Source organism: Sphingomonas sp. BRN-1R, assembly GCF_057748035.1.
Genome location: NZ_CM173236.1, coordinates 2,163,767 through 2,178,702, shown reverse-complemented (window position 1 = coordinate 2,178,702; position 14,936 = coordinate 2,163,767). Strand labels below are relative to the sequence as shown.

Here is a 14,936-nt window from a genome sequence, read left to right as displayed (position 1 = left end):
GAACGACATGGGAATCTTGGGCGGCTACCGCGTGCTCGACTGTTCGATCGCGATGGCCGGGCCGTTCGCGGCGCAGCGGCTGGGCGATCTCGGCGCGGACGTGGTGAAGATTGAGCCGGTGACGGGCGAGTGGCAGCGCCACGCGGCGGCAGGCGGCGCGCGCGGCAACCGCATCAACGTGTCGTTCCTCTCGCTCAACCGCAACAAGCGCTCGCTCGCGGTCGATCTCAAGTCGGCGGAGGGCAAGGCGGTGCTGCTGCGGCTCGTCGCCGAGGCCGACGTGTTCATCCAGAACTACCGGCCCGGCGTGGCGAAGCGGCTTGGCGTGGATTACGCGGCGCTGTCGGCGATCAATCCCCGGATCGTCTATGTCTCGATGTCGGGCTATGGCGAGAGCGGGCCGTATGTCGACCGGCCGGGGCAGGATCTGCTGTTGCAGGCGCTGTCGGGCGCGATGCTGTCATCGGGGCGCGAGGGCGATCCGCCGCAGCCTGCGGGTCAGTTCCTCGCCGATGCAGTGACGGCCTATAGCGCGTTCGAAGGCGTGCTGGCGGCCTTGCTCCACCGCGAGCGGACCGGCGAGGGGCAGTTGGTCGAGGTCAACATGCTCGACGCGGTGACGACCTTCCAGATGCAGGAACTGTCGGTCCACACCGTCGGGGGCAAGCCACAGACGCGCTCGGCCGAGCCGCACGCGCACAGCTATATCCGCGCGCCCTATGGCGTGTTCGAAACGCGCGACAGTCACATCGTCATCGCCTTTGCGAGCCTGTCACGCTTTGGCGCGCTGATCGGCGAGCCGAGCTTCGCGGGCATGGATGACGAGGCGGATAGCTGGACGCACCGCGACGCGATCTTCGCCGCCACGCGCGAGCGGCTGAAGGCGCGCACGACCGCCGAATGGCTCGACCTGCTGCTGCCCGCCGGCATCTGGGCGGGGCCGGTGCATGGCTATGCCGACCTCGTCGCCGATCCGCAGATCGCGCACAACGGCACCTTCGTCGAATATGACCATTCGAGCGAGGGGCGGGTGAAGGCGCCGGGCTTCCCAATCCGTTTCTCCAAGACGCCGTCATCGGTGGTGCGCGGCGCGCCGCAGGTCGGCGAACATAGCCGCGAGGTGCTGGCCGAGGCCGGCTTCGACGCGGCGGCCATCGACGCCTTGCTGGCGAGCGGCGCGGTGAAGCAGGACTGATGACGTACCGTGGACTGACCTGGGACCATCCGCGCGGCTATCAGGCGCTGGAGGCGGCGTCGGCGCGCGCGGGCGGGCTGATCGCTTGGGATCGCCAGCCGCTCGAAGGGTTCGAGGCGCATCCGATCGCCGACCTGTGCGCGCGCTACGATCTGGTCGTGATCGATCACCCGCATGTCGGCGAGGCGGTCGCGGCCGGGTGCCTGCGCCCGCTCGAGACGCTGTTCGCGGCGGCTGAGATTACGGCGTTCCGGCGCGAGGCGATCGGGCCGTCGCTCGACAGCTATCGCTATGGCGGGCAGCATTGGGCGTTGCCGCTCGATGCCGCGTCGCAGGTGATGGCGTACCGTGCCGACCTGCTCGACGACGATCCGCCCGAGACATGGGCGGAGGTGGTCGCGCTGCGCAAGCCGGTCGCGCTGTCGCTGGCGGGACCGCATGCCGCGCTGACCCTGTGGTCGATCGCCACCGCGTTCGGCGATCCCCCCGCCGTGGCGGACCCGGAGCGGCTGTTCACCGGCGACGCGGTGCTCGCCGCGCTCGATGTGATGGCGGACCTTGCCGCGCGCATGCCGGCGATGGCGCGCGCGCTCAACCCGATCGGTCTGCTCGGCGCGATGGCGGCGGGCGAGGACGTGGCACTGTGCCCGCTCGTCTATGGCTATGTGAATTATGCCGCGCCGGTCGATCCCGCCGCGCGGCCGCTACGCTTCGCCAATGCGCCGCGCGGCTCACGAGGCGGCCGCCCCGGCTCGACATTGGGCGGGACCGGCATCGCCGTCTCGACGCGGGCTGATGTGTCGCCCGAGTTGCTCGATCATCTGCGCTGGCTGATGGGTGCGGAGGCGCAGACGCGCTTCATTCCCGACCATGCCGGCCAGCCGAGCCGGCGCGCGGCGTGGCGCGACGCGCGGGTCAACCGCGACTGGAACCACTTCTACGCCGCAACCGAGGCGACGCTCGAACTCGCTTATGTCCGCCCGCGCCACGATGGCGCGATCGCCTTCCAGACCGAGGCCGCCGAACTGATCCGCACCGGCCTCGACACGCGCCGCGGGCATGCCGCGATCCGCGACGATCTTGAGGCGGTGTATGCCGCCAGCCGCCAACCGGGTGCCGAACGATGACCGACCTTATCCGCTTCACGATCGACGGCCATGTCGCGACGATCACGCTCAACCGGCCCGAAAAGTTCAACGCCGCCACCCCCGAGATGTCCAAGGCGATCATCGCCGCGACCGAGACGTGCGACCGCGACCCGCAGGTGCGCTGCGTGATCGTGACGGGTGCGGGGCCCAAGGCGTTCTGCGCCGGTTCGGACATCACGACGCTCGACGATTATGCGACGCCGTGGGACTTCCGCAACCGTGCCGATTATTGCGATGCGATCCACGCTTTACGCAAACCCAGCATCGCCGCGGTCAACGGCCACGCGCTCGGCGGCGGGCTGGAGACGATGCTGTCGTGCGACATTCGCATCGCGTCGACCAATGCGAAGTTTGCCGCGCCGGAGGTGAAGCTCGGCTGGATCGGCGGCGGGGGCATGGCGGCGCTGCTCAGCCACGCGATCGGCCAGTCGAATGCGGCGATGATGCTGATGACCGGCGATCCGATCGACGCCCAGCGCGCGCTCGCCTGGGGGCTGGTGAGCGAGGTGCTCGACCCCGACGACCTGCTGCCCCGCGCCCGCGCGCTGGCCGAGACGATCGCCGCCCGCGCGCCGATCGCCGAGGAAACCGCCAAGGCCAACCTCCAGGCGGCGGTTTCGATGCCGCTCGACAAGGCGATGGCCTATGAGCGCGATTTGCAGGCGATCTGCTTCGCCACCGCCGATGCGGCGGAGGGGCGCGCCGCCTTCGCCGAGAAGCGCGCACCGGTTTTCCAGCGGAAGTGAGGATGCCACGATGACGACCCGTTCTGCCTTTCGCCGCATCGTGGCGCTGGCGCTTGCCGGATGCGCGCTGGCCGGTGCCGCCGCGCAGGATCGCCAGCCGTGGAGCGATCGCGTGAAGGCACCCCAGATCGCGATCTTCGTGTCGCCGCAGGGCGACGATGCGGGCCCTGGCACGGCGGCGCGGCCCTACCGCACGCTCGAACGCGCACAGCGTGCGGTGCGGCTCGGCAATGCCGACGCCGACGTGACGGTGACGATCGCGGACGGCGAGTACCGGCTGGACAAGCCGCTCACCTTCGGCGTCGAGGATGGCGGCCAGAACGGCCGGCTGGTGACGTGGCAGGCGGCGGAAGGCGCGGCGCCGGTGCTGAGCGGTGGCACGCCGGTCAGCGGCTGGAAGGTCTTCGATGCCGCGCGCCAGATCTACGTCGCCAGTGTGCCAAAAGGCTTCGACGCGCGCCAGCTCTGGGTGGACGACCAGCTCGCCCCGCGTGCGCGCATCGAGATTTCACGCAGCGCGGTGACGTTCGCCCGCGCGGGCCTCACCATCACCGATCCGGCGGCGGGCGATCTCGCCAAGCTGCCGCAGCCGAACCGGCTCGAGGTGATCGGCACCGGCTTCTTCACCAACCGCTACGCGCCGGTGGCGAGTGTGCGCGGCAACATGCTGGTGATGCAGCAGCCGGCGTGGGACAACAATCTGTGGGGCTATGACACGCTTGCGCGGCCGGTCAGCGCGAAGCTCGCGCATCTGTATCTCGCCAATTCGCTCGCCTTCCTGCGCCAGCCCGGCCAGTGGTTCCTCGATCCGGTCGCGGGGCGGCTCTACCTGCGCCCGCCCGCCGGCAAGGCGATCGACAGCCTCCGGGTCGAGCTGCCGCGGCTGCCGTATCTCGTCGCGGTCAGCGGTACGGCGGCGCAGCCGGTGCGCGACCTGACGTTCCGGGGCCTGCGCGTGTCGTACAGTAGTTGGACCGGGCCGAGTTCGCCCGAGGGCTATGCCAACCAGCAGAGCGGCGCGTTCCTGACCGGGCGCACGCCGAACTACCCCGACGATCCGATCGGCACGTGCAGTTGGGGTTGCCGCGCGTTCGAGACGCGCCGCAACGACTGGTCGCAGATACCGGCCGCCGTGCAGGTCTCCGCCGCCGAACGGATCACCTTCGATCGCATGGTGTTCGCGCACCTCGGCCAAATCGGCATCGGCATCGGCAACGACGACGCCACGGTGGCGAGCGGCGTGGGGCTCGGCACGCGATCGGTTTCGGTGACGCGCAGCGTGTTCGTCGATCTCGCCGCCGGCGCGATCGGGGCAGGCGGAGTGAGCCGCGCGGCGCATCATCCCGATCATCCGTGGCAAGCGAACCGCAACCTGCTGGTACGCAACAACCGCATCCGCTGGGTGAGCCAAGAGTATAAGGACAATGGCGCGATCCTCAGCACCTATGTCGACAGCGCGCTGATCCTCAACAACGACATTTCCGACGTGCCGTATGATGCGATCTCGATCGGCTGGGGCTGGGGGCTGAACGATGTCGGCGGCAACGTGATCTACCGCATGGCGGAGCGCGGCTATTACGACCATTCTGCCAATCTGATCTACGACACGCCAACGCTGCACCGTAACGTGATCGTCGCGTTCAACCGCATCCGGCGCGCCAAGACGCTGTTCGCGGATGGTGGCGCGATCTACAATCTTTCGGCTTCACCGGGCACGGTGATCGCGGAGAATTACGTGTCGGACATTCCCGGCAAGATCGCGCTGTATCTGGACGAGGGGTCGAAGGACATCACCGTGCGCGACAATGTCGTGACCGGCGCGGGGCGGTGGCTCAACGACAATACCGTGCGCGCGAGCTATCCGCTGCGCGTCACCTACGGCAACCGCGCGACCGGCAACTGGCACGACGGCACGGCGATCGGCGGCGAATGGACTGCCTATGGCGACAATCTGATCCTCGACGATCATCTCGTGCAGGGCGGCGCATGGCCCGCCGGCGCGCGCCGCGTGATGGCGGAGGCCGGCATCGAGGCCAAGGCCGGCCCGGTCGCTTACGGCGCGGCCCAGCCCGAGGCGAACTAACGCGGGCGCTACTGCGCGATCGGCTCGACGTCGATCGCGGAGACCAGGGCATCGCCCGCCGCGCCGTGGAAGCGGAGGTGCAGCGTGCCGTCGTGCACCTCCGCCGGCAGCGTCACCGCCGCCGCGCGTAGCGCGCCGCCGCCGAGCGCGAACCAGTCGACCCGGCGCGGCGCACCATCGCCGACGGCTAGCGAGAAGATGCGCTTGCCCGCCGCCTGCGCCTCCGGCTCGAAGCCGCGCACCGTCACGCGGTAGCGGCCGTTTTCGAGCGGTACGGCATAGTCGAATGCGCCGCCGCTGCGATAGCTTTCAAACAGATCGGGCGTGTCGGTGTCACGCACCACCTTCCGCGCGCTGGCGGTCGCGCCGGTGGCGTAGAGTTCGCGCTTGAACACGTTGAGCGTCTCGCCGGTGCCGCCGGTGAAATACATGTCCGAGCCATAGCGCGTCCCATTCGCCAGCCGCACGCCGGTCAGCGTCCCGGCACGGATATGCACCGCGCGTTCGGGGCCAGCGTAGCGCCAGGCGATCGCGCTCTCGATCGGCGTGGACACCCCGGCGGCGGTCGCCACCAGCCGGTTCTCGCCCATCGCCAGCCGCACGCCCGGCCACACGCAGACTGCATCGGCGCACGCCACCGTGCCGACCTTCGCGCCGTTCAGCGACAGCGTTGCGCTGCCCGCGTTGCTATAGGCGCGTACGTCGTTCACGCGGTACGCGCGGTCCGCATAATGCGCGCCGGCGAGCTGGATCATCGGGCGGTCGCTCCACGCCGCCTGATAGAAATAAAAGGCGTCCTTGCGCGTCTTGCGGTCGAAGCTCACCAGCCCCTTGGTGTTGAGGTCGCTGCTGTCGCCCTCCTGCCGCAGATCGCTGGTCGCATCGAACATCTGCCAGGCGAACGAGCCCCACATGAAATCGAGCGGCTTGATCGACTTCCACAAGGCCTCGTGCAGCACCGCCTGATATTCCTCGGGCTGCGGGCGCGAGATGTTCTCGACCCGGCCGCCCCACGGATTGTCGGTATGCTGGCTGGTCGCCCCGCCGCCGCCATATTCGCCGATCCCGACGGGCAGGGCGGGGCGCAGCGCGTGGAGTTGCGTGAGCAGCGGGCCGAGGTCCGCGCCTTCGCCGACCCGGCCCTTGCCGTACCAGCCGAGATAGAGGTTGTAGCCGACCGTGTCGGCGGTGCCGGAGGAACGATCGCGGAAATCGTCCGCCTCGCCCGGCAGCGGCTCGCAACACACTGCGATGGTGGTGGGACGGTCGGGGTCTTCCTGCTTGGCGACGCGGTCAACCGCCTCCATCAGCGGGCGCGCGTTGGAGGGCGTGAGCTTCTTCGAGCTGAGGTTGGTGACTTCGTTGCCGATCCCCCACACCGCCACCGAAGGATGGTTGTAGTTCTGGCGGATCATCTCCACCATCTGCTGGCGCGCGCTTGCCAGCATCTCCGGTGGCGTATCGCGCTCACCAAGCGGCGCGGTCAGGTTGACGAGGCCGATCTCGCTCCACAGGATCAGCCCGTCGCGATCGGCAAGATCATAGACGGTGCCTGCCTGTTCGTAATGCGAGAGGCGCACCGCGTTCGCGCCCATCTCGCGGATCAGCCCGAGATCCTCGGCATGATCGGCGTCGCTCAGCGCCCAGCCCTTGTCCTGCCGGTCCTGATGCTTGGTGACGCCGTGCAGCGCCAGCTTGCGGCCGTTGAGGAAGAAGCCGTGCGCGGGATCGATCCGCACGTCGCGCAGGCCGAGTGGCTGGCGCACACTGTCGAGCAGCCGCCCGCGCGCGTCGCGCACTTCGACCGTGGTCTGGTAGAGATACGGGTCGGCGGTGCCGTTCCAGCGATGCGGACGGGCGATGTCGAGCGGGGCGATCACCTCCTGCATCGTGCCGGCCGCGACCGATACGCCGCGACGATCGCGCGCGACTTCGCTGCCGGCCGCATCGCGGACGACGGTCGCCACGTCGAGCCGCGCCGCGCGACTGGCGGTGTTGCGGACACGCGTGCGCACCGCGACCCTGGCGGCCTGATCGGTCAGCGCGGTCACGCGCGCATAGCTGCCCGGGCCGCCGTGATCGAGCAGATCGACCTGCGCGCTGCCGGTCACGATCAGCGAGACCGGGCGGTACAGCCCGCCGTACATAAAGAAATCGCCCGAGATCGGCACGATGTTGCGCGTCGTGCTGCCCGGCGCGGGCGCGGAATTGTCGACCTTCACCGCAAGCACGTTGTCGCCGCTCGCATGCAGCGCATCGGTCGCATCGAAGCGGAAGCGGCTGAACGCGCCAGCGTGGCTGCCGAGCTTCACGCCGTTCACCCATACATCGGCGATGATGCTGGCGGCGTCGAATTCGAGATACACGCGCCCGTCCGCTGCCTTGGCCGGTGTCGCGAAGTGCACGCGATACCAGCCGATGCCGCGATCGGTATTGGCGTCGGCACGGCGCGTGGTGTCGTAATTGCCGACCCGGTTCCAGGTGTGCGGCACCTGCACGGCGTCCCACGCCACATCGTCATAGTCGATGCGGCTCGGATCGCCGGGCGCGGCGTAGCGGAACCTCCACCCGTCGGCGAGGCGCGCGGTCGTGCGCCCGGTTTGCGCGGACGCGGCGGCCTCGCCCGGTTGCGCGGCAGCGGGAGCGAGCGGCACGAGCGTCGTCGCCAGCGCAGAAGCCGCGAGGAGAAAACACGTGTTGCGCATGGGCAGCATCCTCATGATCCGGTTCAGGTCAGCGCCGACAGATCGACCATGTGCGGTTGACCGGCGCGCAACCGAACCTCGGCAGTCCGGCCGCCGAAGCGGAGCGTGCGCTTGCCGCTGCGCTCCGGGTGGAGCATCACACGGAAAGGCGCGCCCCCCTGCCAGTCGAGATCGACCGTGCAGCCGCCCCGCACCCGCACGCCTTTGAGCGAGCCCTCGGGCCAGGCCGTGGGCAAGGCCGGCAGCAGGTCGATCAGCGTGCCCCGGCTCTGCACCAGCATTTCGAGGATACCGGCGGTGCCGCCAAAGAACGAATCAATCTGGAACGGCGCGTGGAAGCCGAGCATCCCGTTGGCGTTCGGCTCGCTCTGCAACAAGCGGCGGACCAGCAGGTGCGCGTTCTCGGCATCGCGGAACCGGGCGGACAGCGCGATCCGCCATGCCAGCGCCCAGCCGGTCGCCTCCGTGCCGCGCAACGCCAGCGAGCGGCGCGCGGCGGCAGCGAGCGCGGGGGTCTCGTCGAGGTTGATCTGGCCGCTGGGATAGACCGCGTAGAGGTGTGAGGTGTGGCGGTGGGTCTGTTCGCGCGCATCGGCGTCCCAGTCGAGCAGCCACTCCTGCAACTGCCCCGCCTTGCCGATGCGATCGGGCGCGAGCCGGGCGCGCATCGCCGCGCAGCTCTGACGGAACGCGGCGTCGGTGCGCAAGGTGCGCGCTGCATCGATCGTGCGATCGAACAGGTCGCGCAGCAACTGCCGGTCCATCGCCGGACCGGCGCAGAGCGTGCTGCCATGGCCGTGATCGTTCTCGGGCGACAGCGACGGGTTGGTGAGCATCGTGCCGCTCGCCGAATCCTCGACCAACGTATCGAGGAAGAACAGCGCCGCGCCGCGCAGCAGCGGGTAGATGCGGCGCAGATACGCAGGGTCGCGGTGATAGTCCCAATGGTCCCACAGCTGGCAGCTCAGCCACGCGCCGCCCATCGGCCACAGTCCGGTGCGGCTATGATCGACCGGCCCCGAGGCGCGCCACAGATCGGTATTGTGATGCGCGACCCAGCCGCGCGCACCGTACATCGCCGCTGCGGTGTGCGCGCCCGAGATCGCCAGTTCCTCGACCATACGCGTCAGCGGTTCGACGCATTCGCCGAGGTTGCCGGTGTCCGCCGGCCAGTAGTTCATCTCGGTATTGATGTTGATCGTATATTTGGAACCCCACGGCGGGCGGTTGCTGTCGTTCCACTTGCCCTGAAGGTTGGCGGGCTCACCACCGCGCGACGATGCGATCAGCAGATAACGGCCGAATTGCACGAACAGCGCCGCCAGCGCCGGATCGGGACGGCCGAGCGCACGGCTGGCGCGCTGGTCGGTCGGGCGGGTGGCGGCTTCGCTGGTGCCGAGGTCGATCGACAGGCGGCGGAACAGGCGGCGATGATCGGCGCAATGCGCGTCGCGAAGTCGATCCCAGCTTTTCACACGCGCCGCCGCGATCCGGCGCTGGACGAGCGCGACGGGATCGCCGCCGACGTCGACCGGCGAGCGAAAGCTCGTCGCCGCCGCCACCAGAACCGTGACGGCGCGCGCGTCGCGGATGCGCACGACCGGGCCGGCGCGCTCGATCGTGCCGCCCTCAAGCACCACCTCGGCCGCCGCGGCGAAGTGCAGCGCGCCGGTGATGCCGTAATCGGTGTTGTTGATGCCCGCGATCAGCAGCGACGCGGGGCTAGGCGCGCTGGCGGTGTTGCGCTGGCCGCTGGTAAGCTGGCATTCCAGCGCGAACGGCTGGTCGGCGGTGATGCGGATCGCGATGACATCGTCCACCGCCGAAGCGAACGCCTCGCGCCGGTAGCGTACCCCGTCCGACACGAAGCTGGTGGTGGCGATCGCCGCATCGAGGTCCAGTTCGCGGCGATAGTCGCTGATGGAGGTTTCGTTAACCCCGGCCAGATCGAGCATCAGATCGCCCACCGACTGATACGACATCTCTCGCGGCGGGGTCGCCTGGACCTGCGCCTCGGCCAGCGCCTCCGCCTCGGCATAGCGGCCCGCGAAGATCAGCGCGCGGACCTGCGGCAAGGCGGCGCGCGCATTCGGATTGACGTTGTCGTACGGCCCACCCGAGAACAGCGTGCCCTCGTTCAGTTGCACACGCTCGCGCTTGATCTGCCCCATCAGCATCGCGGCCAGCCGGCCGTTGCCGATCGGATATCCGTCTTCCCACGCGGCGGCGGGCTTGGCGTGCCACAGCAGCGTCGCGTTGCGGTCGGCCGCGGGCACGCCAGGATCGGCCGCCGCCGACGCAGGCAGAGCCGCAACGAACGTGCCGGCGGCAGCGGCGCCGATCACGGTCCGCCGCGTCGGCGATGGCGAAAGCGGGTGCAAGGTCATGGTCAAAGCGATATCGATTATGCAATATCAAACGCAACAGAAGAAATTTCAGATCAGCGCGTTTGCGCGGGCAAGAGGGTTATGAGGCAGCGACTCGATCGTCACACAGTACGCGTGCTCGCGGCCCTGATCGGCATGTTGGCCGCATCGCTCCTGTCGCCCGGCGCGCAGGCGGCGGCACGACAGGACATGATCGTCGCACAGACGTGGCGGTCGATCCTGTTCGAAGCCGATGCGGCCGGCAAGGCTGCGGCCGCCGATGCTCCGTTCCAGCGGATCGACGCCGACGACAGCCGCTGGCAGAGCGTCACCGTCCCGCACAACTGGCAGGGCTACGCCTATGACCGGCAGGTGGTGCGCGGCGCGCGGCATGGCGTCGCCTGGTATCGCACGCACCTCGCGCTCACGCCGGCAAAACCCGACGAGCGCATCCAGCTCCGGTTCGAAGGCGTCAACAGCTATGCCAGCGTGTGGCTCAACGGCCGCCCGGTCGGGCGGCATGGCGGCGGGCTGACCAGCTTCACGCTCGACGTGACCGGAGCGGCGCGCGGCGGCGACAATGTGCTGGCGGTGCGTGTCGACAATCCCGCCGGCATTCAGGATCTGCCCTGGGTGTCGGGCGACGATCAGGCGGACGGCGGCTGTTGCGAGGGGTCCCAGCCGTTCGGCATCTTCCGCCCGGTGCATGTCGAGCGCACGTCGGCGCTGCGCGTTCAGCCGTTCGGCCTGTACGCCTGGGGCGCACTCGCCGATATCGACGCGCAGCACGCGCGGCTGACCATGCGCACCGAGATCGAGAACCGATCGACCCGCGCACGGCGGTTCACGTTGATCGGGCAAATGCTCGACCCGAGCGGGCGCGTGGTGGCCGAGCAGCGCGCCGAGCAGACGCTCGCACCGGGCGCGACGCAGCAGATCGATCGGCCGTTGCCGGCGATCCTGCGCCCACATCTGTGGTCGCCGTCCGCGCCGACGCTCTACACGCTGCGCGCGCGGCTGGTCGAGGCGGGACGAACCGTCGACGAGACGAGCACGCCCTACGGCATCCGCACCGTCGAGATCCGCGCCGATGCGACCGGTGCGCGCCGGCTGTACCTCAATGGTGCGCCGTTCATCGTGCGCGGCATCGGTGAATACGAACATCTGCTCGGCGGATCGCACAGTTTCTCGCCCGCGCAGATTGCCGCGCGCGTCGAACAGGTGCGGGCGGCGGGCTTCAACGCCTTTCGCGACGCGCATTACCCGCACAACCTCGCGTATGGCGACACGATCGCGCGCGACGGGCTGCTGTGGTGGCCGCAGTTCAGCGCGCATCTCTGGTTCGACACGACTGGCTACCGCGCCAACTTCAAGGCGCTGATGGCCGATTGGGTGCGCGAACGACGCAACAATCCGGCGGTGTTCCTGTGGGGACTCCAAAATGAGAGCCGCTTGCCGAAGGATTTCGCGCAAGAGATGGTGGCGGTGATCCGCGCTCTCGATCCGACAGCATCGGTGCAGCGGCTGGTGACGACCTGCAACGGCGGCGACGGTGCGGACTGGAACGTGCCGCAGAACTGGTCGGGCACTTATGGCGGCAACCCCGATCGTTATGCGGACGAAGTTACGAAGCAGGGTATGGTCGGCGAATATGGCGCCTGGCGCAGCCTCGAACTCCACGCCGAGCCGCCGTATGACGCACACGCTTTCTCCGAGGAGCAGATGGCCGCGCTGATGCAGAAGAAGGCGCGGCTTGCCGACAGCGTGGCGGATCGCAGCGTCGGGCAGTTCCACTGGCTGCTCGCCACGCACGAGAACCCCGGCCGACCGATGCGGCAGGACGGCACGCAGATTTGGGACGGCGTGCGCGAACTCGACCATGTCGGCCCGGCCAATAACAAGGGGCTGATGACGCTGTGGGGCGAACCGCTCGACGTCTATTACATGTTCCGCGCGCGGCAGGTGCCGATGCGGGGGGCGCCGATGGTGTATATCGTCTCGCATACCTGGCCGGACCGCTGGTCGGAGCCGGGCGTGCGATCGGGCATCGAGGTCTATTCCAACTGCGATGCGGTGGAGCTGTTCAACGATGCCGCGAGGCACATCTCGCTCGGCCGCAAGACGCGCGATGCCGAGCAGCGCTTCCGCTGGGATGGCGTGCCGGTGCGCTACGGTGTGCTGAGCGCGACGTGCCTCGACGGCGCGGGCGCGGTGAAGGCGAGCGATCTGGTGCGGCTGCCGCTGCTACCGCCCGCGCCCGGCGCGCAGGCCGATGGCGCCGGCCAACCCGCCGTGACGCGCGGTATGCCGGGGCTGACCTATCTCTACCGGGTCAACGCCGGCGGCACCGCGCTGGTCGATGCGGCGGGTCAGCGCTGGGCGGGCGACCGGCACTGGATGAAGGGGGGCGCGTGGGGCTGGACGAGTTGGGCGGACGCTTACCCCGAACTCGATCCGGCGCTCGGCAGTCGGCGCAAGACCTTCGACGCGATCGCCGGCACCGACACGCCCGCTCTGTTCCAGACCTTTCGCTACGGGCGCGAGGCGCTCCGCTACCGGTTCGCGGTGCCGCCCGGGCGCTACCGTGTCGAACTCTATTTCGTCGAGCCGTGGTACGGCCGGGCCGGCATCGACGCGCCCGGCTGGCGCCGCTTCGACGTCGCAGTCGATGGGCGCACGGTGATCCGCGACCTGGATATCTTCAAGGAGGCCGGCTTCGACACCGCGCTGAAGAAGGTCGTCACCGTCGAGGCGCGGGGCGGGCAGATGGAAATCGGCTTCCCGCACACCGACGCGGGGCAGGCGATCGTCACCGCGATCGCGATCGCCGCCGAGCGACCCGTCGCCGCCGCGCCGCCGGAGCCGGCGAATGAAACCGACGTGGTCGTCGTGAAAGGCGCAGGCGTGCGGCAGTATGTCGATAATGGCGACGAGGCGTTCGCCAGCGCGGGATCACGCTGGACGCATCTGCCGCACGAGCTGCTCGACAGCGATGCGGTGCTGCCGGCGGATGGCGCGCCGACCGTTCGCGCCAAACGTCCCGCCGTCGCCTATCTGGCGCTTGCGCCGGGGCGGACGGCACCGGACGGTTGGAGCGATACCAGGCTCTCGGCCGCTCTGGTCGGTGCGGACGGCCTTCGCGAGGTCCATTTCGCCTCGCGCAAGATCGGGGCGGGCGCGGATATCGACCTGCCGGCGGGGGTGCCGGCGCTGATCCGCCGCGCCTTGCTGTCGCCTTATGCGCCCGGCCAGTTCAGCTTCGCGCGCGACAAGGGGCTCAAGGAAGCCGAGGCGGGCAAGCCGACCGGCGGCACGGTGGCGACGCGGCTGAAGGGCTATGGTGGGCAGGGCTATGTCCAGTTCGGTAGCGGCGCGGCGGGGCTCGACTGGCCCTTGCAGACCGATGTGGCCGGGCAACACCGTTTCCGGCTGCGCTATTGGGCGAACGACGCGGCCAGTGGTGAGTTGCGGATCACCGACGCGAGCGGGCTGGTGGCAGCGCGCATGCCGGTCGCATTCGCGCCCGGTGAGGGTTGGCAGGAGGTCGCCGTAGAAACGTCGGGGATGATCAACGCCGGCGCATACACGCTGCACCTCGACGTGGCCGCTGCGAACGATCTCGCCATCGACTCGGCTCGCGTCGACTGATGCGAGCGGTCGCTAGGGTAGCGCGCGCAACCGCTCGAACAGCCGCCGGTCGATCGGCAACACCGTGCCATGCCGTGCCCCCGGCGGCATGCGCAGGCCCGCGACCGGCGTCCAGTGGACGAGATCGCTCGACTCGACCGCGTTGAACTGCCTGGTGCGATAGGCATCGTAATAGAGGCGGTAGCGGTCGCCGATCCGGGTCGCGGTCGGGCCTTCGGTCCACGGCTCCGTCACCGGAGCAGATAGCGGGCCGAACGGGCCGAGCGGCGAGGCCGCGCGTGCGATGCGGATGGTCTTGCGCAACGGATCGAGCCGCTCGTCCTTGACGATCAGGTAGAGCGCGCCGTCCGCCGCGCGCAGGAAGGTCGCGTCGATCACCGTGAAGCCGGGATCGAACAGCACCCGCGTCGGCGAGAACGCGACGAAATCGCGCGTGGTGGTACAGAAGATGCGGTTGTCCATCCCGCGCACCGAGCTGGCTTTCGCTTGCGGGAACATGCCGGGCACCGTGCTCGACCAGAACAGGACGAAGCTGCGCGTCGCCGCATCCCAGATGCCCTCCGGCGCCCAGACGTTCCGTGCAGCCGGAAACGCCGCCATCACCGGAACGGCTTGCTGCGGCGACCAGTGGACCAGATCGTGCGAGGTGGCATGGCCGAGCGTGGTGTCCTGCCAGCCGGTCGTCCAAACGAGGTGGAACGGGTCGTGTCGGCTAGGCCCTCGGAACAGGCAGGGGTCGCGCAACAGGCGCTCGGTGCCCGCTTCGGGGCGCAACACGCTGCGGCCGCCTGCGACGACATCGAACTGTGTTCCGTCGATGCTGGTGGCAAGGTGCAGCCCCGCCGCGTCGCTCGCCTGCGCATCGGCCCGAAAATAGGCGAACAGCCACGGCCCGCGCGGTTCAGCCACGCGCGGGGGCGGCGCATTGGCAACCGCCCCAAGACCCAGCGCGCAAAGCACTTCGCGCCGGTTGAGATGTTGCCCCGTAACGCCACCGCCGCGATGCAGGCGCGGTTGCCGCCCGCCCGGCAACCGCGGGATCATG

The 14,936-nt window shown here is 69.3% G+C and carries 8 protein-coding genes; 5 read left to right on the top strand and 3 right to left on the bottom strand.

The features are described 5' to 3' along the window. Nucleotides 1–7 precede the first annotated feature (7 nt). From AC3ANX_RS10025 to AC3ANX_RS10010, 4 genes are read left to right on the top strand one after another with little or no spacing between them, the layout of a single operon-like run. Entirely contained in the window at nt 8–1,195 is a 1,188-nt protein-coding gene (locus AC3ANX_RS10025) for a CaiB/BaiF CoA transferase family protein (protein WP_488333144.1), read from the top strand. After that, nucleotides 1,195–2,322, top strand: a complete 1,128-nt coding sequence (locus AC3ANX_RS10020) for an ABC transporter substrate-binding protein (protein ID WP_488333143.1) — start codon at nt 1,195–1,197, stop codon at nt 2,320–2,322. Before AC3ANX_RS10025 ends, AC3ANX_RS10020 begins: the two co-directional genes overlap by 1 nt. Continuing rightward, on the top strand, nt 2,319–3,089 hold the full coding sequence (locus AC3ANX_RS10015) for an enoyl-CoA hydratase/isomerase family protein (RefSeq protein ID WP_488333142.1): 771 nt from the start codon (nt 2,319–2,321) through the stop codon (nt 3,087–3,089). Before AC3ANX_RS10020 ends, AC3ANX_RS10015 begins: the two co-directional genes overlap by 4 nt. 10 nt (nt 3,090–3,099) lie before the next feature. Next, nucleotides 3,100–5,172 (top strand): right-handed parallel beta-helix repeat-containing protein, encoded by a 2,073-nt coding sequence (locus tag AC3ANX_RS10010; protein ID WP_488333141.1) that lies wholly within the window; start codon nt 3,100–3,102, stop codon nt 5,170–5,172. A gap of 8 nt (nt 5,173–5,180) precedes the next feature. Here the strand turns inward: AC3ANX_RS10010 and AC3ANX_RS10005 are convergent, their stop codons facing one another. Both AC3ANX_RS10005 and AC3ANX_RS10000 read right to left on the bottom strand, forming a co-directional pair. Continuing rightward, nucleotides 5,181–7,877: a glycoside hydrolase family 2 TIM barrel-domain containing protein gene (locus AC3ANX_RS10005; protein WP_488336846.1), complete on the bottom strand. Its 2,697-nt coding sequence runs from the start codon at nt 7,875–7,877 to the stop codon at nt 5,181–5,183. Between the two features lie 23 nt (nt 7,878–7,900). Then, a complete protein-coding gene (locus tag AC3ANX_RS10000) occupies nt 7,901–10,264 on the bottom strand; it encodes a glycoside hydrolase family 95 protein (RefSeq protein WP_488336845.1) in 2,364 nt (787 codons plus the stop codon). 114 nt (nt 10,265–10,378) lie between these two features. Between AC3ANX_RS10000 and AC3ANX_RS09995 the strand changes: the two genes are divergently transcribed. Next, entirely contained in the window at nt 10,379–13,891 is a 3,513-nt protein-coding gene (locus AC3ANX_RS09995) for a malectin domain-containing carbohydrate-binding protein (RefSeq protein ID WP_488336844.1), read from the top strand. A gap of 12 nt (nt 13,892–13,903) precedes the next feature. Here AC3ANX_RS09995 and AC3ANX_RS09990 read toward each other — a convergent pair whose 3' ends face one another. Next, nucleotides 13,904–14,935 (bottom strand): glycoside hydrolase family 43 protein, encoded by a 1,032-nt coding sequence (locus AC3ANX_RS09990; protein ID WP_488336843.1) that lies wholly within the window; start codon nt 14,933–14,935, stop codon nt 13,904–13,906. Nucleotide 14,936: the final 1 nt, after the last annotated feature.

Coding starts and splice junctions, on each gene's coding strand:
- AC3ANX_RS10025 (WP_488333144.1), top strand. CDS start 8: ATGGGAATCTTGGGCGGCTACCGCGTGCTCGACTGTTCGATCGCGATG.
- AC3ANX_RS10005 (WP_488336846.1), bottom strand. CDS start 7,877: ATGCGCAACACGTGTTTTCTCCTCGCGGCTTCTGCGCTGGCGACGACG.
- AC3ANX_RS10015 (WP_488333142.1), top strand. CDS start 2,319: ATGACCGACCTTATCCGCTTCACGATCGACGGCCATGTCGCGACGATC.
- AC3ANX_RS10010 (WP_488333141.1), top strand. CDS start 3,100: ATGACGACCCGTTCTGCCTTTCGCCGCATCGTGGCGCTGGCGCTTGCC.
- AC3ANX_RS09990 (WP_488336843.1), bottom strand. CDS start 14,935: ATGATCCCGCGGTTGCCGGGCGGGCGGCAACCGCGCCTGCATCGCGGC.
- AC3ANX_RS10020 (WP_488333143.1), top strand. CDS start 1,195: ATGACGTACCGTGGACTGACCTGGGACCATCCGCGCGGCTATCAGGCG.
- AC3ANX_RS10000 (WP_488336845.1), bottom strand. CDS start 10,264: ATGACCTTGCACCCGCTTTCGCCATCGCCGACGCGGCGGACCGTGATC.